Source organism: Pseudoalteromonas fenneropenaei (assembly GCF_042643375.1).
Taxonomy (GTDB): Bacteria; Pseudomonadota; Gammaproteobacteria; order Enterobacterales; family Alteromonadaceae; genus Pseudoalteromonas; species Pseudoalteromonas fenneropenaei.
Window position 1 is genome coordinate 1 of record NZ_JBHRSD010000024.1, and the last position, 21,655, is coordinate 21,655.

General features: G+C 43.1%; 14 protein-coding genes and 1 pseudogene. 5 read left to right on the forward strand and 10 right to left on the reverse strand.

Annotated elements, in window-relative coordinates; all coding sequences use genetic code 11:
- Nucleotides 1-81 (forward strand): annotated as a pseudogene (locus ACFOEE_RS13895) (IS200/IS605 family transposase); the annotation flags it as partial.
- Nucleotides 82-228: 147 nt separating this feature from the next.
- On the opposite strand, the gene ACFOEE_RS13900 reads toward ACFOEE_RS13895, so the two are convergent.
- From ACFOEE_RS13900 to ACFOEE_RS13910, 3 genes are all read right to left on the reverse strand, one after another.
- The gene (locus ACFOEE_RS13900) at nt 229-1,779 is read right to left on the reverse strand and encodes a tryptophan halogenase family protein (protein ID WP_377125339.1); all 1,551 of its coding nucleotides are present in this window, start codon (nt 1,777-1,779) and stop codon (nt 229-231) included.
- Between the two features lie 77 nt (nt 1,780-1,856).
- Entirely contained in the window at nt 1,857-3,359 is a 1,503-nt protein-coding gene (locus tag ACFOEE_RS13905; protein ID WP_377125342.1) for a tetratricopeptide repeat-containing sulfotransferase family protein, read from the reverse strand.
- Nucleotides 3,360-3,394: 35 nt separating this feature from the next.
- On the reverse strand, nt 3,395-5,815 hold the full coding sequence (locus tag ACFOEE_RS13910; RefSeq protein ID WP_377125345.1) for a TonB-dependent receptor: 2,421 nt from the start codon (nt 5,813-5,815) through the stop codon (nt 3,395-3,397).
- A gap of 474 nt (nt 5,816-6,289) precedes the next feature.
- On the opposite strand from ACFOEE_RS13910, the gene ACFOEE_RS13915 reads away from it, so the two are divergent.
- Nucleotides 6,290-6,733 (forward strand): hypothetical protein, encoded by a 444-nt coding sequence (locus ACFOEE_RS13915; RefSeq protein WP_377125348.1) that lies wholly within the window; start codon nt 6,290-6,292, stop codon nt 6,731-6,733.
- Nucleotides 6,734-6,752: 19 nt separating this feature from the next.
- On the opposite strand, the gene ACFOEE_RS13920 is transcribed toward ACFOEE_RS13915, so the two are convergent.
- Genes ACFOEE_RS13920 through dinG form a run of 7 tightly spaced genes read right to left on the reverse strand, consistent with a single transcriptional unit; the run spans nt 6,753 to nt 12,403 of the window.
- Entirely contained in the window at nt 6,753-7,523 is a 771-nt protein-coding gene (locus ACFOEE_RS13920) for an NPP1 family protein (protein ID WP_377125351.1), read from the reverse strand.
- 58 nt (nt 7,524-7,581) lie between these two features.
- The gene (gene rsmS / locus ACFOEE_RS13925) at nt 7,582-7,743 is read right to left on the reverse strand and encodes a pleiotropic regulatory protein RsmS (RefSeq protein ID WP_377125354.1); all 162 of its coding nucleotides are present in this window, start codon (nt 7,741-7,743) and stop codon (nt 7,582-7,584) included.
- Nucleotides 7,740-8,015 (reverse strand): late competence development ComFB family protein, encoded by a 276-nt coding sequence (locus ACFOEE_RS13930; protein ID WP_377125357.1) that lies wholly within the window; start codon nt 8,013-8,015, stop codon nt 7,740-7,742. Before ACFOEE_RS13930 ends, rsmS begins: the two co-directional genes overlap by 4 nt.
- 38 nt (nt 8,016-8,053) lie before the next feature.
- Nucleotides 8,054-8,959: a histone deacetylase family protein gene (locus tag ACFOEE_RS13935; protein ID WP_377125360.1), complete on the reverse strand. Its 906-nt coding sequence runs from the start codon at nt 8,957-8,959 to the stop codon at nt 8,054-8,056.
- Complete coding sequence (locus ACFOEE_RS13940; protein ID WP_377125363.1) at nt 8,956-9,555, reverse strand: primosomal replication protein; 600 nt, start codon at nt 9,553-9,555, stop codon at nt 8,956-8,958. Before ACFOEE_RS13940 ends, ACFOEE_RS13935 begins: the two co-directional genes overlap by 4 nt.
- A complete protein-coding gene (locus ACFOEE_RS13945) occupies nt 9,555-10,331 on the reverse strand; it encodes a TSUP family transporter (RefSeq protein WP_377125366.1) in 777 nt (258 codons plus the stop codon). Before ACFOEE_RS13945 ends, ACFOEE_RS13940 begins: the two co-directional genes overlap by 1 nt.
- Before the next feature lie 5 nt (nt 10,332-10,336).
- Nucleotides 10,337-12,403: an ATP-dependent DNA helicase DinG gene (gene dinG, locus ACFOEE_RS13950; RefSeq protein WP_377125368.1), complete on the reverse strand. Its 2,067-nt coding sequence runs from the start codon at nt 12,401-12,403 to the stop codon at nt 10,337-10,339.
- Nucleotides 12,404-12,477: 74 nt separating this feature from the next.
- On the opposite strand from dinG, the gene ACFOEE_RS13955 reads away from it, so the two are divergent.
- The 3 genes from ACFOEE_RS13955 to ACFOEE_RS13965 all read left to right on the forward strand — a co-directional run bounded on the left by ACFOEE_RS13955 (nt 12,478) and on the right by ACFOEE_RS13965 (nt 21,546).
- Entirely contained in the window at nt 12,478-14,814 is a 2,337-nt protein-coding gene (locus ACFOEE_RS13955) for a DNA polymerase II (protein WP_377125371.1), read from the forward strand.
- Nucleotides 14,815-15,032: 218 nt separating this feature from the next.
- The gene (locus ACFOEE_RS13960; RefSeq protein ID WP_377125374.1) at nt 15,033-17,876 is read left to right on the forward strand and encodes a TonB-dependent receptor domain-containing protein; all 2,844 of its coding nucleotides are present in this window, start codon (nt 15,033-15,035) and stop codon (nt 17,874-17,876) included.
- Nucleotides 17,877-18,792: 916 nt separating this feature from the next.
- Complete coding sequence (locus ACFOEE_RS13965) at nt 18,793-21,546, forward strand: TonB-dependent receptor plug domain-containing protein (protein WP_377125377.1); 2,754 nt, start codon at nt 18,793-18,795, stop codon at nt 21,544-21,546.
- Nucleotides 21,547-21,655: the final 109 nt, after the last annotated feature.

Consider the following 21,655-nt stretch of genomic DNA (forward strand, 5'->3'; position numbering starts at 1 on the left):
AACGAAGAAATTATCAGGCGGTACGTAAGGCATCAAGAAAAGGAAGAGATGCAAGAGCAAGCTCAGCTGACACTTGAGTAAACAACGCCCCCTTCTAAGGGGCTAATGCAAAGCCACCTTCTTCAGAAGGTGGATCTTTTACTTTTAGGTTATGGAGTTAGCTGTGTGAGGGGGAGGTGGCCGCAGTCTAACAAGCACCGCGGCGCATGATGAGAATGGCGCAAAGCGCTATATTTTGCTGAGCCCAAACTGTTTGATTTTCTCCAGCAGCATTTGATTGGCTTGCAAGTGTTTGGCAAGTTGGGGCGCAGTTGCGCGGATGGTAGCGAATTGTTGCTGTGCTTTTTCAGCGTGCTCATAGCGATGGGCAATTTCTTCTATGCGGGTTTCAAATGCCATTCCATACAGTACGTAGAGATAATTCTCCAAATGAAACGCGTCCAATCCATTAGGTAAATCATAATAGCTTGGTACCTGATAACGCCATTGATGTAACAATTCATTGAGTCTTGGTGGCCAAGTTGCGGGATCGCGATTATCTAGCCAAAAGCGGCTATCATCGCGATTGGATAAGGCATAATGGAGTTTAATAAATACCGCCACGCTTTCCCACAAGTGTTTGACGTCTTGGTTATAACGCCTCTCGCAGATCGTTAGCTGTGATTTGTAGACGGGAAATTGTGTAGCGAGTAACTTTGAGGTGACATCAAAGAGTAATAAACCCGTTGCTTCTAGTGGTTCAACAAAACCTTGTGCCAAGCCTATCGCGACACAATTGCCTTTCCAAAATTGTGCTTTGTAACCAATTTTCATATCAATGAGGCGAGCACCTTGCGCTTTTTCAGCATCATTGATGTAATCGCCAAGTAATGTGCGTGCGTCATTTTCAGCCATATATTGAGATGAGTAGACCAAACCAATACCACGGCGTGTAGGTAGGGCAATGTCCCAGATCCAACCACTTTGATGTGCGGTAGCTTTAGTGTAAGACACAATAGGCGTGCGCTCATCGTGGCCAATCTGAATGGTTAAAGCTCTATCAACAAATAAAGTGTGTGTCAGTGGTATGGTAGGAACTTGCAACTTTTGCTGCAACAAGAACGCTTCAAAACCCGAGCAATCAACGAAAAAATCAGCCGCATAGCGATTACCATGCTCATCAATTAAACACGTAATATGTTCGTCAGGTGTCAGCTCGGCATCAATGATGTGAGCACAACGATGTGACACCCCGAGTTTCGTGGTTGCGTGTTTTGCCAAAAACTGAGAAAACAAGCCGGCATCAAGGTGATAGCCGTAAGGCAGTTTACCTTCATACTCTTTGTCAGTAATCGCTTTGGGCGCAAGGCCTAAATCGCAAATGGTCGATTGCATGCCCATCGCGTAGGAGAAATCACTTGGCTTGGTTTGTAGCCAGTTGGCAACGCTGTCATTGTTGAGAAGTGGATATTCAAAAGGGTGGTAATAACGGTGCGGTTCTGTATTCTCTGCTGCTGGCTTATTCCAATTTTCGAATAAAATGCCTTGCTTAAAGGAAACATTACAGCTTTGAATAAATTCGCTTTCACTGATGCCAAATTCCTTAAGTGTTTTTGCCATTAACGGCACCGTGCCCTCGCCAACGCCGATATTGGGGCAATGAGGTGATTCAATTAACTCAATTTGTATCCCATCGGAGTGGTTTGGCTTCAGTTTTCTCGCTAAATGGCAGGCCGCTAACCAGCCTGCGGTTCCACCACCTAATATAATGATTTTTCTTATTTTATCTTGGGAATTCATAGATACTTCCACAACCAATTTACAACCTTTGGTTACTGTAACATCCCTATGCTGAAAAGCCACCTGTTCAACACGATTCAGCAGTCTAAGGGATAAATTCCGCGAAATTTACCGAGCGAACGACTGTTTAAAGGTTGTCGCAATTGCTGCTTACTCGCAGTTGCGGAAAAGTACTGCGTTTGATGGAAATTCAGTGCGTTACTGTGCCATTGCAGTCCTAAAAACGCACAAATCTCAGTCATGGTATGTTGTGGCTCAGTGACCAGCATTTCGTAGCTAACTCGTGACACTTGGTTTGGGTAATGTGTTGCTAAATGCTGGGCTAAATCATCAATACCGTCGTAGTAAGCACAAATATCCGAAAATGAAAAACTATACTGATGAAATGGACTCGAGCTTTGAAATAATTGACGCATATTGCCAATACAAGTGTCAAAACGATTGCGATTCAAAATCAAAAGCTTAGCGTTTGGAAATGCCTTAATTAAGAGGTCGGCGAACAAGATATTAAATGGTTGTTTATCTATGCCTCGCTGCTGCTTAGACAACTGTTGATAAAATTGGTGATAGCGTTCTACGACAGAGGAGCTTTGATAGGCGTTTTGTAATTGCTGAGTGTTGTGTGCGAAGTCAGGGCTGATTTGCAAGTATTGTGCAAGCGCAGTTAATTCACCCAGTCCTTCCACGGCTACTAATTGCGCGAGGATTTGCTCTGTTAAGCTAGTACCTGAACGTGGCATGCCGATAATAAAAATGGGCTCAATGTCGTGATATGGTTCGTAGTTTAGTGGTGTGTTAAGTTGTGCTTTAACACTGGCAATATACTCTTGAAATGCATCTTTTTCGAACCGACTATGTTGACTAACAGCCGCTTTACTGAGGCTGAAATGTGTCCATGCCGATTGAAATTCACCTTGCTTTTCGTACTCTAAGGCCAGAGCATGATGTAAGTATTGCTGAGCAACAGGTGCTGTATTTCGCACTTTTTGTTGTTGGGCTAATATCGCGTTTAGCTGTGCAATTCTATCTTCAGCTATTGTTTTTGGGCTGATTTCACTGTAAGCCAACTGGGCGCGATAGTGGTTGGGATTGAGTGAGACACAATCATTTAGCAGCTGTGTAGCCAAATCTAAATTGCCGCACATTTTCTCGCTGATGGCATAATTGAGCAGGATCTCAGGCTGGGTTGGTGCAAGCCGATACGCCTTAGCAAATTGCTGATGAGCAGCTTGATATTGGTTAAGGCGAAGATATAAGTTAGCGGCACAGTCATGGTCTAACGCGTCGAAATGGCGTTCAGTTGCTCTAGCCAAGGCGTCTTTCGCAGCTTGCGGTTGGTTCAAAAAATAGAGTAATTTGGCCTTTTCTAAACAATATAAAGCCATGGACGAAAGCGTGATGCAATGTTCAATGATTGCGAGCGCTTTATTTAGATCGCGATTTTTTACATGTAGTTTGCTGAGCAGTAGAAAGGCGCGATGATCTTGAGGCGCGTTTTTTAAGTGCGCAACAAGTTGTTGATGTGCTTCTAAGAGTTGGTTTTTTATGAGTAGTTGTTCTACGTGGTGATAATTCAACATACATTCAATAAGGGAGGGGCGAAGCCCCTCAGCTTTTATAGTTCGAAATTATAGGTAAATTTAACACCTATAGTACGAGGTTTGGTAATGTAATGACCATAAACGCGTTGCAGTTCTGGTAATTCTTTGTTTTCGTCAGCGTAGCGAGCGAGTCCTGACCAAGACTTATCACGACGTACCGAGGTAAATGCGTATTTGTCGAATAAGTTATCAATGTAAAGTGTCGCAGACCAAGCTTCACCCGAAACTTTTGCACTTAAGTTGCTAAGTGCATAGCCAGGTAAAGTTTCGCCATCAGCTTTTAAGCCTACTTTAGTATAGACGTCGCTTTGAGCCGTTAAGCCGTAGTTGACGTTTAGCATTTTATCGCCGAAAACCTCTTGCTCATAACTCACACCAAATGAGAATTGATGTTCAGGAGCACCGGGTAAACGGTCACCTTTGGCGCCGTCGTAATAGCTTTGATAGCTTGAGTCAACAACACCAAATAATGCTGGAGCGTCTTCTGTCAGCTCAGCTTTTGCGTATGAATAAGTGGCATAAGTTGTCCAATTATCATTGAGCACCGCACGGGTTGATAACTCAACACCAGTAGAATTTGCAGCACCTGCGTTAGCTGTGATGATTTCTTGTCCGTTTACTGTGACTGTGGTGATCTGTGCATCATTCCAATCCACACTAAACACCGCGGCGTTGAAATGTAGACGGTTTTTCAACCAAGTTGATTTAAGGCCTAACTCGTAATTGGTAGTGGTGTCAGGTTTGTAATCGAGCTCGTTCGGTAGCGCACAAATGATTTGTTGATCAGGTAGTTGCTCAGGGCATGACTTCAGACCATTGCCGCCGCCGATACGAAAACCTTCGCTTACGGTAAAGTAAGTTAATACGCCATTATCCCAAGTATAGTTAGCGTTAAACTTGAATAGTTGGCCATCATCTTTAGCAGCTATTTTTTCAAATTCGATTTGCGATAACGCCGTAACATCGCCTGAATAGAGCGGTGTTGCGGAACCCGATAGCGTATTGACATCGTACTTATAAAAACGGGCACCTAAAGTAACGTTGAATGCCTCTGTTACTTCATAGCCAATCTCACCAAATAGAGCAGACTCTTTGGTAGTTGAGTCGGCCAATGCAATATATTCAAGGTCGGGTTCAATATTTGGAATGCCACCACCCCAATATTCAGTCAATCCTGGTGTGTACTCACGGTCATCGCTTGAAGTCTCAACTTTGTTGTAATAAACCCCAGCGATCCAGTTGAACTTACTGTCACCTTTTGATACCAAACGGATCTCTTGGGTGAAGCTGTCTTGCTTAGTGGTATCACGAGTCAATGCAGTAAATGTCGGGAAATCAGCGTACCCTGACCAAATATCATAGAGCAAGTCGGTTTGGTCGCGTTGACCATCGTTATCATAGCTTGACCAACCTGAGGCTGAGACCAAATCGGCAAATTCAAGGTCAACGTTCAATTCCAAACTTAGCAAGTCGTTGTTTTGCTCGTTTGGTTCTTCAACGCGATAGGCAGATTCATACTTACCAACTAGGTTGTGTAAAGGATTTGACTCGGCGAGCGACTGGTACTGAGTGATAGAATTGCCACCATTTTCTTGTTTTTGGTAGAAATAATTCAATGTACCGTTAAAGGTATCATTTGGTACCCAACGTAAAGATACACGCGCTGTGGTAATAGTCTCATCGTTGGCATCTTTAACTTGTTTAATATTGTCAGCCACGGCAGCAGCATCTTGCCAGTTTGGATCTTGGTTTGTGACTCCAGGCGTTTTCGTAACGTAGTTATAATCCAAAAACCCAGGATTGTGATAACGATTGATGCTCGTTCTAACTGCAAGTTCATCGGTAATAAGTGGTAAGTTGAATACCAAACCAAACTCACTGCCAGTGCCATCGCTTTCACTGAGACTGAATACATCCCCAGAAACTTGTCCTTCAGTGATGTCCATCACTGGGGCTTTTAGCATGTAACGAATAGCGCCGCCTAAAGTACCTGCGCCATAGAGTGTGCCTTGTGGACCAATTAACACTTCAACACGCTCAATATCAGTCAAGCGTAGATTTAAGCTCAGCGGGATTTCGCCGAGGTAAGTTGCCACAGTACCAGAATCTGAAGCGCGTTCAGAGGAGTTGGTATTTAAGCCACGTACAATGATAGGAGAGCCTTCACGACCACCTTGATCGGTAACAGTCAAACCAGGTACCCAGCGTGCAACGTCTTCTAAGTCGCCAATGTTTTGATCTTTCATGACATCTGCGTCAACCGCAGTAATGTTCAGCGGCGCTTCCTGAACTGTACCGGCACGGCGAGTCGCTGTGATTTGAATGGTTTCAATGGCTTTTGCTGTACTATGAACTTCGGCTGCATTAACAATGTTAATGTCATAAATATTCGCTACGACGGCGAGTGCTATCAAACTTGGTTGCAAAGATTTCATCACAATTAAAGTCCTCGATCCTGTGTTGTGTTTATTGTCGGTTATTAACTAATCACCGCTGTCAAAATTAAACAAGACCAATAAAAAGGGTACAAAAATGACTATTCAACGGAATGCGAGATTTTATAGATTTTTATCCAAAAAAGAAGGGTTTTTATGCAAAATTTATTGTTAAATATTATTGGATAAATTTGTTGTATTCGTTAAATTATTGCATTGCGTATAAACTTTGCACGGATTTTTCCCGATATTGAGTGCATAAAAATACTAAGAACTCAGCTTTTCAGTGAGTTGTGAACTTTCTAAACGGGGAATTTTAATGCGTTAAAGATGTTTAAATATGCATTGCTGGCCAAGTGTCTTTGTAATTATTAATTTAAAATTAATTTGTTGTTAATTGTATTTTTGCAATAATATCTGTACGCAAATACTGGTACACTCAGGTTGTTTGTTTCTTACATAAAGGAGTGATAAATGTTTGTGGCACTAAAATGGGATCATCAGATAGCCAAACACTTCATTGGCTGGATTGTGGTTGAATGTAGCGCGGTGAGCGAGAAGTTCGGTTTACCTCAGGCTTTACCACCGCGTCGGGATATTGCCTATTTTGTTGATTCAGAGACTGCGGAAGCGGATGCTAAAGCCTTTGCAGCATACAAAAATAACGAACTTGAATGGTCTACTGAGAGTCAGTATGCCCCCTATCTGTCAGACCATCACGGTTACTGCCACTATGCTTGGGATCATTGCTATTTGAAAGAGTTGGTACATTATGCTGTGCTCTATTGGGAAGATGGTCACCATATTACACCAACCCCGCATCGTGATGACGTTGCCTATTTTCTTTGTCAGCAAAATGCGGCGCTGGATGCGGCTGCCTTTGCCCAGTTTAAGTTAGCACAAGCTCAGCCAGATTAATCTTGCAATGCCAGCAAGTTTAGCGGGAGCTTAGTACATCCTCTTGGCTAAATTCAGGATAACCAGCTGGTCGAAATTGGTTTAAATTTGATAAAAAGTGACTATCTTTAAGCGGGATAGTCGCTGAACCATAATCAAACTGATTTAATAAGGTGCGTAACTGACTATTGTCTAGGCTAGCTGTGCGCATATGATACCAAGAAATAATGGGTGGTGTGACAAAGCGATTATAACTGTTTTCAGCGCTTTCCATTGGCTTTGCAAAACGCATCGCATGGGTTAACAACCCATCCTTATGGTACACAATTTTCAGATGATTGTTTTCAAAAGGCAGCTCACTGGCGGCTTTACTATAAAGTTTGCCGTGAGCACTATAACTGCCGTGCGTCACTATACCGTCGATAGTCCAAACAGCGGCATACTCCCAGTCGTGGCGATGGCCCCCACCTAAATAGTCAAACACCTGATCTTTTTTAAAATATAACGCATAAAAATGGCCGCAAAATTGCCCTTTATGGTTTGTTGTGCAAGCGTAGCGGTGTAGAGTATTCGAGGTTTGTAAAAAGGCATTATCACGGCAATCTGAGGTTAAGCGACCAGAAGGGTTAAGGCCTGGATTGGCGATGCCAGACTGATTAATTCCGGCACTTGGTAAACAACCATCGCCATCAAAATCAAAAACCGGCTCGGTGCTGTTAATTACCCATGGCGCAGGCAGTGCTTCAGGTAACGCAGCAAAATCGGTCGCAAAACAATAAGGTGTGGCAATTAAAAGAGTAAGTAAACGCATCTAAAGTTCTTTTCCTTGAGTTAAAAAATCACTTTAGCGCATTTTTATTAATTAAATGTTAAATATTATCTTCTAACTCTAGTTTATGCTGGTAATCTTGCGTGACGATTGCTAGCGCTCGCAATGCTTGTGCCGCAGGGATGTCGTTTTGCTCTAACAGTAAAATTAAATCCACGGCAAGCTGAACATGGTCTGGCGCAGTTTCTAATGTGTGTGTCATGGGGTAGGCGAGTTCCTTTTTTTGGCGACTTGAGAAATCGCAACTTCGATTGCCGTCGCAACGCGTTGCTCCATTTGAATACGCTCATGTTGTGACAAATAAAAAGCCATATCAACATCAAAACGAATATAGCGAGATGGCAGCTGGTTTAATACCGTACAGCAGAAATCGGCCATCGTGTCCTCGTCATATTTCTCATCAAGTTTGAGGGCCACAATTTTGTCTAACATGATTTTTTCATAATAGTTGTGTACGTCGTCGTGCAATCGCATAGCCAGATGCTTCCATTTAGCGGTCAACTGCACTGAGTCTATACCATAAGATCAAGGTTTTCGAGTAACGCATAAAAAAGTTGCAGATGTACCTCGACCACTTTTTGCGTATTACGCTGATAGCCGCCACCCAGCACCGCAACTACAGGGATCTGGGCTTGTTTGCAGTAGGCTAATACCCGAGCATCACGCTGTTTTACTCCTGCGAGTGAAAGTGCAAAATGACCTAGCTCATCATGCTTAAAAATATCTGCGCCAGCATTATAAAAAACGATGTCTGGTTGATGCAGACGAATAGCAAGCGACAAGGCTTCATTCACTGTACGCAGATAAAGTTCGTCGGTGGTATTTGGCGGCAGAGCAAAATCATAGTCTGAACAGGCTTTTTGTGTAGGAAAATTCTGCTCACAATGTAGTGAACAAGTAATAATAAGCTCATCCGAGGCGCACATGGTTGCTGAGCCGTCGCCTTGATGGACATCGCAGTCAAAGATCAGGACTTTAGTTACTTGCTCGCGTGCAAGTAAAGTTTTTGCTGCGACCACACAATCGTTAAAAATACAGTAGCCCGCCCCGTAGTCATAATGCGCATGATGGTATCCGCCACCAATATTGGCGGCAACGCCGTGCAAAAGTGCGTATTCGGCTGCCCGTAAGGTATTGCCAACAGAGGCAAGTGTGCGCTTGCACAATTTTTCATCCCACGGGAAACCGATTTTTCGGATAGCTTTCGCATCCAAAGTGCCGGTTAAAAACCGCTCAACATATAAAGGGCAATGCGCCAGTTGCAAATATTCAATGTCAATAGGGCGGTTGTCGGTGATGAGTAAATCGCGACAGGGCAAAGTGTGCAAAAAATTAAATAGCTGTTGATACTTTTTAATCGGGAAACGATGCCGCTCTGGCAAGTCCAGTGCTGAGTAAGTGTCTGAATAGAAGATCATCGACTTTGTTTTTCCAGCGCGACAATCTTATCTTCCGTAGCACTGATTGCTTTGCGGCAGCGCCCCAAGCGAGCATGGAGTGCCAAAATTTCAGCATGCAGTTGTTGCCTTGCCGTATCGCTGTTGGCACTATCGAGCTGACTTTGCCGCTCTGTGATCATAGCTTGTAGACGTCGTTCAAATTCATGATTTTGTGATAGTTCCTGATAAAGCTCATGAGAAGATTGCATGATCTTTGCGACGGCTTTACGATAAACCTGAGCCTTGGCTTTAGGAGAGCTGCGATTTTCCTTCGCCCACACCGGCGTTGCTTGCAGCACTTTAACTACAGACTCCACCTGCATACCGATTTTTTCAATGGCGAAAGCGAAGGCATGGCGCTGTGAAGTTGCTGGTAAATGTTTTAGACTCAGTGCTATCTCATCGACATAGTCTTGAAGTAACAAGCTCTTTGACGCAAATAATGGCGAATCGAACAAGCCATGCTTATTTTGAATAAAGCGATTTTTTTCAAACCATTTGGCTTTATCAAACTCCACAGCTTTCTCTGCGAGCATGGCCACTTGCTGTTCTAACTTCACCAGTCCTTTTTGCATTACCAGTAGGCCTCGTAGATGAGTTTAGCGGCAAGGATGATCACCACAGTGTTAAATAACGGTTTGATCAGCTTATTGCCGAACTTGATCGCGGATTGAGCGCCAAACCATGAGCCAACCATGAGAAAAAAACCCATCGAAATGCCTAGCACAAAGTTTACATGGCCGAGCGCAACAAAAGTGATGAGCGAAATAAAGTTCGAGACAAAGTTCATTGAACGAGCCAAACCACAGTTGAGTAATAAGCTCATTTTATAGATTAAGCTGTTTGATGCAGTCCAAAAGGTGCCAGTGCCTGGGCCTGCTAGGCCATCATAGAAGCCAAGTAACAGACCTTGCACCCACTGTTTAGCGCGTAACGCCGCGGACACAATAGGTAATGAATGCTCATCAGTTGGGCTGAGTTTACCAAGTAGGCTGTAGCATGCCACCATGATGATCACGACGGGGATGAGCTTATTGAGAAAATCTATACTGAGCTGATCGACTAATAATGTGCCGAGTAAAGCACCGATTGCAGTGGCGAGAATGGATTGCGCCCAGAATTTGGGGTCAAACAGCTGCTGACGGTAGTATGCAAAGCTGGCGGTAATAGAGCCAAAGCTTGCTGCCAGTTTATTGGTTCCTAGGGTAAGATGAGGGGGTAAACCCGCGGTTAAAAGTGCAGGAACAGTAAGCATCCCGCCTCCGCCTGCGATGGCATCAATAAATCCGGCCACCATAGCCACTAAACATAATAAGGCCCATGTGGTTGGGTCGAGCGCAAATTCCATCATAATGATCAGTCTATTTGTCTTTTAAAAGGAGGCAAGGAATCCAACATCGCTTGGCCATAGCGTTTACTAACTAAGCGCCTATCGAGGATTGTAATACGGCCAAAATCAGTTTCTTTGCGCAGCAGTCTACCACAGCTTTGTACTAATTTCTTTGCAGCTTCAGGTACTGTGATAGATAAAAAAGGGTTGCCGCCTTTACTTTCAATAAATTCAGCTTGTGCTTCTTCTACTGGTGAGGTCGGGACCGCAAAAGGGATTTTAGTAATAATCAGGTTTTCTAAGTATTTCCCTGGCAAATCAAGTCCTTCAGATAGACTTTGGGTGCCAAATAAGATGCTGCCCTGATTGTTATCCACTTTATTTTTGTGCAATGTTAAAAGTGCCTCGCGGGAACTTTCACCTTGAATAAGCAAACTCCATCCTTTGGCGCGAAGCCCCTTGGCGACTTGTTCCATCTGCCAATAGGAGGCAAACAGCACTAGATTAGCGCCTTTTTTATCAAGGTAACTTGGTAACGCCTTTATCAGGTATTGACTGAAGTCAGGATGGGTTGGCTCAACATCCGTTTTTGGAATATGCAGCAGTGCTTGCTGTTCATATTCAAATGGAGAAGGGGCTTTAATAAAGCGCACGCCAGGCTCGTTAGCAAGACCGCTGGCAAATGCGAAATGATCAAATGTACCAAGAGCACTTAAGGTGGCAGAGCATAAAATCGCGCCTGCACATTTTTGCCATAGTTGATCTTTCAAATAATAACCGACTTCTATCGGGCAATCACAGAGCAAATAGTCATGGTGATTTTTATACTCAAGACGCTTTATCCAACGCGCATGAGGCATACTTTGGCCTTTTTCGGCATAGCTGTACCAAAGTTTTTGTAGGGTTTCCAAGCGCTGGATATATTGGCCACTCTCGATTAAGAGTGGATCAGCGACGGTTGTTTTAACATCGCCATCTGCAACATCGCTGCTGAGTGCTTCATGCATTTTTGTGAGTGAGCGTAAGGTGTCCTGCGTAGCATCGGCAATGTCTTTGGCCCGTTGCTGCAAAAGCTCAGGGATTTGACCGTGATTAAAGCGAAAGTGCTCGTCACTGTTATATTCATATTCCGCATTATCTAGCATATCGCGAACATGTTTTAGTTGTTTGGTTGTCTCGTTGAGTGCGTCATTGAGCTTAAAGTTTTGGCCAATGGCCTTTTGCGCCACTATGGTATTGGCAAGTTTGCCGCTGAATTTAAGTAATTTATCGGCCCATTCTATGGTGCCTTTGATAGTGGCTGCTGCAGAAGAAAAGTCACGCGTAACTTGTGGTAAATGGTGCGCCTCATCAATGACGTAAAAAGTATCCTCTGGCTCGGGTAAAATCTTACCGCCGCCTAACTCAAGGTCAGCGAGCAATACCGCGTGGTTAATTACCAGTACATCAACCTGAGCAATTTTATTGCGGGCAAGGTGGAACGGACAATGTTGATGTGACTTAAGCTGGCGTTGGCAAGCATGTTTGTCACAGACAATCAGCGACCAAACTTTATCGCTGATGGGTTTTGGCCAAATGTCGCGATCGCCGCTCCATTTTTTATCGCTGTATGCTTGTTGCAATTGCTGTAAGCTGGCTTTCTCTTCATTATTTAAAGGGCTCGAAAGGGTTGGCATAAAGCTCAGTTGCGCTTCCTCAGCAAACACATTGAGCAGTTTGTGGACACAGATGTAACGCTGTCGGCCTTTAACCAAATCGAACGTAAAACTTAACCCGCTGTGCGCTTGCACAAAAGGCAACTCTTTACTGATCAATTGCTCTTGTAATGCGACGGTTGCGGTTGAGATCACCAGCTTTTTCTTTTTAGCCAAAGCTAAGGGGAGTGCGCCGAGTAGGTATGCGAGTGATTTCCCAGTACCTGTCCCGGCTTCTATTACGCAAATATGTTGGGTGTTGTGATATTCACCAGCGAGGGTTTTGGCTATTTCTGCGACCAAAAAATTTTGACTAGGGCGATTGCGGTAATCTGTGAGCTGAGCTGCAAGTTTTTCGTGGCAGCTACGTATGGTTTTTTTTAGTTTATCAGACAGCATGAGAAGCCAAAGTCGAGTTATCACAAAGATATGTATATACTTACAGTGTTTTGTATTGTAGGTGGTGAAGTAATTTGACACAAGTTGTAATTCCTGGGTTTGTGCTGTCACGGCAACATCTGACTATTCGAGGTCAGATGCATTTTGTGTTTTGGCTAACCACACCTGAAGGTGCGGTAAAGGTTATTACTCGTGCCGAACGCGCGGTATTTTTTGTCAAGACCATAGACTTAGATGCAGCTTGTGCGCGTTTACGTGATGCTGCAATTGCTCATCAGGCTGAGCAGCTGACACTCCAACATTTTGATCTAAATCCGATGAGTGCGGTGTATTTTCAAACAGCCAATTTACACTTCCAAGCCAAGCAAGTGCTTAAAGATAGTATTGCTTTATACGAAGACGATATTAAACACACAGACCGTTATTTGATGGAGCGTTTTATTCGCGGTGGTGTATGGGCAAATGGTAAGCAAGATTCAGCGGCTGGGTCGTTTACCACCCTTACTGCAACTCGGCTAAAGCCCAATCCACATTATCAACCAGATTTAAAAGTACTCTCGCTTGATATCGAATGCGATGGCGATGGGGTGCTGTTTTCCGTTGGTCTAGTATGCGAGACGCAGCAAGTTGTGCTGATGATTGGCGAGCCTCAAAGTGAAGATCATGCTTTTTACATTCAATGGGTTACAGACGAGTTGGCGCTGTTCGAGCAACTTCATCATTATTTTGCGCAGTGGGACCCCGATGTAGTCATAGGATGGCATGTTATCGAGTTTGATTTTACGGTGTTACATGAGCGTGCCAAAGCGTTGGGGATAGAGCTTTATCTTGGCCGCGACGCTGAGCCGCTGCAGATCTACACCGGGCAGTTTACTCGACTCTTGTTGCCTGGCCGAGTTGTTATTGATGGTATCGATACGTTAAAAAATGCGACTTATCATTTTAAGAGTTTCAAGCTCAATGATGTGGCTAAAGAAGTGCTCGGAGAAGAGAAACTACTGATGGGTAACGACCGCTTAGAAGAAATTGTCGATTTGTTTCATAACGATAAATCAACCTTGGCGGCATACAACCTCAAGGATTGTGAACTGGTACTTGATATTTTTGCCAAGCTAAAGTTGATTGATTTTTGTATCCGACGCACCCAACTGACAGGATTAGAGCTGGAGCGTAAAGGCGGCTCTGTAGCCGCATTCACTAATTTGTACTTACCGCATTTGCATCGTAGCGGATTTATTGCCCCCAATCTGGCTGAGCAGCGCATCCACTTTGATAGCCCGGGTGGCTACGTCATGGATTCGAAACCAGGACTTTATGACAATGTCATTGTTTTGGACTTTAAAAGTTTGTACCCCTCAATAATTAGAACTTTTCTTGTTGACCCTTTAGGAATGATTTTGGGGATGCAAAGTGAAGACAACATAGTTAATGGTTTTAAAGGGGCAAAGTTTAGTCGTATTCATCATCACTTACCCAATATGGTTGCGGAGTTGGCCGCAGCACGGCAGAGCGCTAAGTTACAAGGTGATGCTATGTTATCTCAAGCCATCAAAATTATTATGAACAGTTTTTATGGTGTCTTGGGGTCGACAGGATGTCGTTTTTATGACCCAAGGCTGGCCAGTTCAATCACACTTCGCGGCCATGAGATCATGTTACAAACTAGACAATGGTTGGAGGAAGCTGGTTTCGAGGTAATTTATGGCGATACAGATTCTACTTTTGTAAAGATATCTGGACAGGCATCCCTTCAACAATGCGTCCAAACTGGTAGAAAATTAACAAAAATAATTAATCAAAATTGGCGAGAGTTAATAGCAAAAAACTACGCTTTAGAGAGTTATCTAGAATTGGAGTTCGAGGTTGTTTATCAGCCATTTTTTATGCCGACCATTCGGCATCAACAGGCTGGGAGCAAGAAGCGTTATGTCGGCCAGGTTCAAAAAGAAGATGGTAAGCATTTAGTTTTTAAAGGGTTAGAGACGGTTAGGAGTGACTGGACAGAAATGGCCAAACGCTTTCAACGCACCTTGTTTGAAGCTTTATTCAGTAATAAAGAATTGTTTCCCATACTGGAACAATATAAAGAAGAGTTATTGTTGCAAAAATTGGATGAACAGTTGGTTTATTTTAAAAAAATGCAACAACCTATAGATAGCTACATCAAGTCTATACCACCCCATATCAAAGCTTTGAAGGTCGAATTGGGCGCTGGGAAATTGAGTGCCCCCAAGCCGGGGTATGTGGTTCCATATGTCATTACGGTGGCTGGGCCTAGAATGTATCCATCTGATTTGCCAATAAATTATGATCATTACATTGAAAAGCAACTAAACGCAATCTTTTCCATGTTGCGAGAATTTTGTGACCAGCCAAGTAATTTCCATCCACAGCAAAACCTACATTTTTGATGTCGCTAACTCTTTGAAAATTTGATGCAAAAACACCTTATTCTGAGACTTTTTGATAAAAATGTTGCATTTCATGGTGGGGTTGTCGCCAATATTTGTTGACCTGTTATTGTTAATTTGTTTAGTATTCCTCTGCGAAGCTGCTATTGTGTTAACGGTAGCGCTAAAGCTGCTAATTTTTATAAAAACCACTCTTAAAGTGGCCCAGGGAGAATCAAATGTTAAACAATAAAGTAACAAAAGCGGTACGTTTAGCGATCGCGTTTGGTGCTGCGTCTGCGGCGCTGACTTCAGTGAACGTTGCTGCAGAAGAGCAAAAAGAAGGCGCAGAAGCGGTTGAACGTATTCAGGTTACAGGTTCACGTATCAAACGCACTGATATCGAAACTTCAAGCCCAATCACTGTTATGACAGCTGAAGAAATCAAATTCAGTGGTTATGACCGCGTAGAAGATATTCTTAACCAACTGCCACAAATCGAAGCTGCTGAAACTTCTTTCTTAGCGAACGGCGCAACAGGTACAGCAACGCTAGATTTGCGTGGTTTAGGCTCAAACCGTACTTTAGTGCTTATCAACGGTCGTCGTATGCAAGCAGGTAGTATCACGTCTCAAGTACCTGACGTGAACCAAATACCAGCATCGTTGATCCAACGCGTTGAAGTGTTAACAGGTGGTGCTGGTGCAGTTTATGGTGCTGATGCGGTAGCTGGTGTTGTTAACTTTGTAATGAATGACGAGTTTGAAGGTCTAGCGTTTAACGTTGGCGCGTCAGGTTATCAACACAATAACGACAACAAATATATTCAAGACCTGATGGACAAGCGTGGTTACGACTACGAGACAGGTAGCACAGGTATTGATGGTCGCTCATACACTATTGATATGACAATTGGTAGTGATTTTGCGGATGGTAAAGGCCATGCTGTTGCCTATGCAGTTTGGCGTCGTAACGAAGAATTGTTACAAGGTTCGCGCGACTATGCATCATGTGCGCTAAGTGCTGCGGGCACCGCGTGTGGTGGTTCTGGTACAACACCAAACCCACACTTCGACATTTTCCCAGTTGTTGACGGTGAAGTAGACTACACGCAAGAATATTGGGGTTACCTAGATCCAAGTGGTAACGGCTTCAAAGAAGACGATGGTTACAGATATAACTTTGCACCTGTAAACCATTTCATGCGTCCAAATGAGCGTTTCTCTGTTGGTTCATTTGTAAAATATGAGATTGATGAGCATTTCCGCCCATATTTAGAATTTTCATTGATGCATAACCGTACAGCGGGTCAAATCGCTGAGTCAGGTACATTCTTCAATGAAGAATTCCTAATGGATTATAACAATCCATTGATGTCAGACCTACAAAAGCAACAGCTTCAAGAGTTCTTCGGTCAATCCAGTGCAGACCAATTTGTAATGTACATTGGTAAACGTAACGTTGAAGGCGGCGCGCGTGCTGATAACCTAGAGCACACTTCTTACCGTATTCTTACTGGTATGGAAGGTGAGATCAACGACACTTGGTCTTACGATGTCAGTTATAACTACTCTGCAACGACTTCAAGCTCTGTATATATCAATGATCTATTAGCGCCGAAAATCGGTCCTCGCGTTGGTGCGGTAGGTACTGAGTGTGAAGGTGATTGCTTATACTACAACGTATTTACACTAGGTGGCGTGACTAAAGAGCAAGCCGATCAATTAGCAGGTGTTGGTACGCAAACTGGTTTAGTAACTCAAGTTATTTACAACGGTTATGTGACGGGTGAGCTTGACTTCACTCTGCCTACAGCTGATGCACCAGTTGCTATGGTAATTGGTCTTGAGCGTCGTGAGCTAAACTACGAGCGTATTTCTGATACTGTGTACGCTGAAGGTCAATTACTTGGTCAGGGTGGTCCATCGCCAAGCTTATTTGGTGAAATCAACGTAAATGATTTATTTACAGAATTCCAAATCCCAGTAACTGATGGCTTGAATGCAAACCTTGCTGCACGTTGGTCAGATTATTCAACTTCAGGTTCTGATACAACTTACTCACTAGGTTTGGATTACACAATTGCTGATGCTTATATGCTGCGTGCAAGCTTTGCGAAAGCAGTACGTGCACCTAACGTCGGTGAGTTGTTTGGTGCGCAAAACATCGGCCTTTGGAGTGGTGACGACCCATGTGCTGGTCCTTCTCCAACATACACTGCCGAGCAGTGTGCGCGTACAGGTATGACAGCAGCGCAATATGGTAACGTAACTAAGTCTCCAGCGGCTCAGTACAATCAGTTTGCAGGTGGTAACCCAAATCTCCAACCAGAAGAAGCTGAAACTATCACGCTAGGTATTGTTGCTAACCCATTTGAAAACTTTAACTTCTCAGTTGACTACTTCAACATTGAGATGGAAAAAGTGGTTGGTACAGTTGGTGCGTCACGTATCCTGAAAAACTGTATTGAGACGGGTGATGCGTTCTTCTGTGATAACGTTAAACGCAGCCCATCAGGCAGTTTATGGTTAGGTCAAGAAGGTTATATCACTAACCTGAGCGATAACATCGGTGGTCGTCACTGGCGCGGTATCGACGCGACAGTAGGTTACAAAATGGACCTAGAAAACGCGACGTTAAGCTTCGACCTCAACGGTTTCTACAGCATGAAGAAAGAAGTTGAGCCAATCTTAGGTGATGCAGCTCTAGCTTATGATTGTTCTGGTGTTGTAAGTACAGACTGTTTTACTACACCTAAATGGCGTCACACTTTCAAAGCTGACTACACCGCAGATGGTTGGCGCGTGGGTATGAAGTGGCGTTTCTTCGGCAGTGTTGATTACGATGGTACAGCAGACACGTTGCTTGTGGAAAATGGTGGCTTAGACTCGTTCAGCTTCATTGACCTGTCAGGTAGCTACTCATTGAATGAGCGCGTTACATTAAATGGTGGCGTGAACAACATCTTCGATAAAGAGCCACCAATGGTTGGTAGCACTATCGCAAGCAACGCAAACACGGTTGCTGGTTTCTATGACACATTAGGTCGTTTCTTACACTTCAGTGTTAACATGAAGTTCTAATCTTAACGATTCTTACTTAAAAAATGCCGCATCCAGCGGCATTTTTTTGCTTTTGAACTGAAATATTTTCATCTGCTCCTGTAGTTAGTCGCAAATTTATATTTTTTTTCCGCTATTGAAAAGGGAATAAAGAGTAAGTTTGTACAGCTTAAGTTGTTTCATTTTTCACATCTCGGTTTCTTTTTTAAATCTTTGTTTAAGTTGAGCTTGCTCAGCTCTCACTTTTCTATCTATTTGTTCTTATTGAATTATTTTTGATTTTGCTCGACTTTTCAGCAGGTGTCTGTTGTAAGTTATCAGCTGCAAATGTTGTTAACCTTGTATCCAAAAGTACTGTGTTGACATGTAACTGAATTTGTTCTTGTTTGTAAATTCAAACAAGGTGTTGTTTGTTGCGGCCCTCTCTGATAGTTGTAATTTTTGATACAAATAGCATGTTTATTAGTCTCTTGGTGTGTTTTTATTTCCTTATTCGAGGTTTTTTTGTATTTTTAATTCGTTGTGGCTGTATTTCGAACTGTTTTTATTTTAAATTATTTTTAACATGTAAAGAAAATTAATTGTTAATTTGGTTTTTATTTTATATAAAAATGGTTTATTTAAAATTAATTCTGATTTTAATTTAATGTTTATTTGGTGTTTTGTTTTTGTTTTTTTGTTTTTATGAATTTTTGTTTTTTATATCTATATGATTTTTATGTATTTGTTTTTTGCTTTGGGTGCTTTTTGAGCAGGCTGTATGGCGCGGTTATTATTGAATCAAGAGATTATTGAATATTGACTATCTGTGCTGGTGACGTTTAGTATCGCTGGCCGTGTGCATTTCAAAAAAATCACAGCACACATTTTGGCTAAATAAAATACAATCCAAAATAATGTAATAGCATGTAATTTTGTTATTCCAGGGAGATAATCAATGTTAAATAATCAGGTTTCAAAAGCAGTGCGCTTAGCACTTGTTTTTGGTGCAGCAAGTGCATCAGTTGCTGCGACTCAAGCTGTTGCAGCTGAACAAGGCGCAACTAAGGTTGAGCGTATTCAAGTAACTGGTTCACGTATTAGCAGAACCGATATGGAAACTGCCACACCAGTAACTGTTTACTCTGCAGTTGAAATGGAGAAAACGGGTGTCTCTACTGTAGCTGAGTTCCTGCGCACTAACGCAGCAGCTGGTGGTTTCAACGAATCAGCTACACTAAGTCAGTCTGCTGGTGCGTCTTCGGTTGGTTTACGTGGTTTCTCTTCAGCCTATACATTAGTTCTTTTAAACGGCCGTCGTATTCCTAAAAACTCTGCTGGTGGCGTATTCACTGATATTAACCAAATCCCTATGGCTGCGGTTGAGCGTATTGACATCCTACCTGATGGTGCTTCTGCAATTTACGGTTCTGATGCAGTATCTGGCGTTGTGAACATCATCACCAAAAAAGATATGCAAGGTGTTGAAACTCGCCTGAAATATGGTGCGGCGGTTGAGCATATGGATGGTGATGAACTTGCATTTTCTATGACTGCTGGCGCTACGGCAGACAAAACGAACATTCTGTTCTCGGTTGACTATTTTGAGCGCCGCGTGATTCAGGCAACTGACCGTGAGTTTGGCAAAACTGCATTCCTACCAGGCGTTGAAGGTGGCGATGGCCGCTCAAGCTATGGTATCCCAGGTTTCACTACAATTGATTCACCTACTGCTAAAGCACAAGGTGTAAATGGCACTGCGCCATGGTCTGATTGCCCAGAGTCTGATATTCTTTCAAGTGGTCGTTGTGCTTATGACTTCGCTTCTTTATATCAAATTCAACCAGCAAGCGACAGACAAAACATCCTAACGGTTATCAATCACGAATATAGTTCAGATCTCACGCTTAACGCTCAGTTCCGTTACTCTCGTGCTTACACGCAAACGTCAAACGCGCCATCTCCAGGTTCTGTATCTGTATCTAAGAGCCCGTACTTAAGAGATTTCTTAATCAATGACCGTTTCAAAGATAACCCAGAGTTAGGCGCTATCATCGCTGATGAGATTGCTGCTGGTAAAGGTAGTGCATCTGTAGGTCGTCGTTATTTAGACTTCCCTAACCGTATGAAAGACAATACCAACGAGACTTTCGAAGCGGTAACTGGTTTTGAATACCTACTAAATGATGATTGGCAATTAAATTATGACCTTGGTTTTTCACGTCTAACTAACCGTCAGGTAGGTAAAGCGGGTCAACTATTGGCAAAAGATCTGACTGACGCATTTGCTTCAGGCAAACTTAACCCGTTTATTCAAAACGACTGTTCTTCAGCTGAATTGAAAGACTTCTGCGAAGGTTTAAATTCATCTGTACACAGAACTTCTGAATACGAAGTGTCTTTCTCATCTGCTGTACTATCTGGCATGTTAGATATCGAACTACCAGGTGGTCAAATTGGTGTTGCAGCAGGTCTTGACGTTCGTCGTGAAAACTACCTTGACCGTTCTGACACAGCATCTATCAAAGGTGACGTGATCGGTGGCGCGGGTTCAAATGGCGGCGGTTTCTTGAAGAACCAAGCTGTATTCGTTGAATTCTCTCTACCAATCATTGATGAAGTTGAACTAAGCCTAGCTGCACGTAACGACAAAGCAGATTGGGGTATTGATGACGCTGCGAAGACGACTTACTCAGCTAAGGTTTCATACCGTCCAACAGACGCGTTATTGCTACGTGCTTCATACGGTACAGGCTTCAAAGCCCCAGGCCTTGATGAGCTATACTTGTCATCTTCTTTCGGTGTAACGAAAGCGGTTGATACCAAACTATGTAACGCTGCTGGCAATGTTGCAAGTCACCCAGATTGTAAGCAAGTTGAATTAAACTCTAAGAGTGGTGGTAACACTGCGCTACAACCAGAGACTTCAACCTCTTACAACTTAGGTTTAGTTTGGGATGTGACAGAAGAAGTGGCAATCACAATTGATTACTGGTCACTTGAAATCGAAAACATCATTGATACTCTTGGTATCCAAGAAATCCTAGATGAAGAAGCTGCAGGTCGCCTAACTGATCTTGTGGTTCGTAACGGTCAAGGTCGTATTGATGACACAGCGCGTACTGGTTTTGTTAAAACTGACTTACAAAACTTAAACTCTGCTGATTCTAAAGGTATTAACTACAACGTTACTTACAACACAGAGTTAAGCTTTGGTACTTTCAGCACCAACTTACGTGTTGAGCAGTTCCTTGAGCAAAACCGCCAAGAGTCTGTAGTACAGCCACTGTGTGACCAGAATGATGATGACCGCGATTACCGCGTAAACGGTAGCTTCACGCTTGATCAAGGCGATCTATCTACGTCAGTATCGTTCCGCTTCCTACCAGGTTACGACGATTACGAGAAGCGTGATACGGCTAACAAAACGTGTGACCTAGTAGGTTACTATGACGTTGAAACGACGCGTGATGCGGCTGGCAACCTAGTTTACACCAACTATGGTCGTCCACAGCATATCGCTTCTTACGTACAGTTTGACGTAACCAGTTCTTACCACCTAGATGATAGCAAAAAGCTAACTGTGGGTATCCGTAACTTGTTCGACAAACAACCAGTATTCAGCGATGTAAACAACTGGCCATTCTACGATCAAACGACTTATGACAACATCGGTCGCTTTGCATACGTACAATTCGACTATAAGTTCTAATAGTTGAAAATAGAAAAGGCACCTTAGGGTGCCTTTCAGACTGTTGAAAAAGGGCTAGACACAGATCTAGCCCTTTGATCTAATAAGCACAGTGAGTATCGAGAGTTCA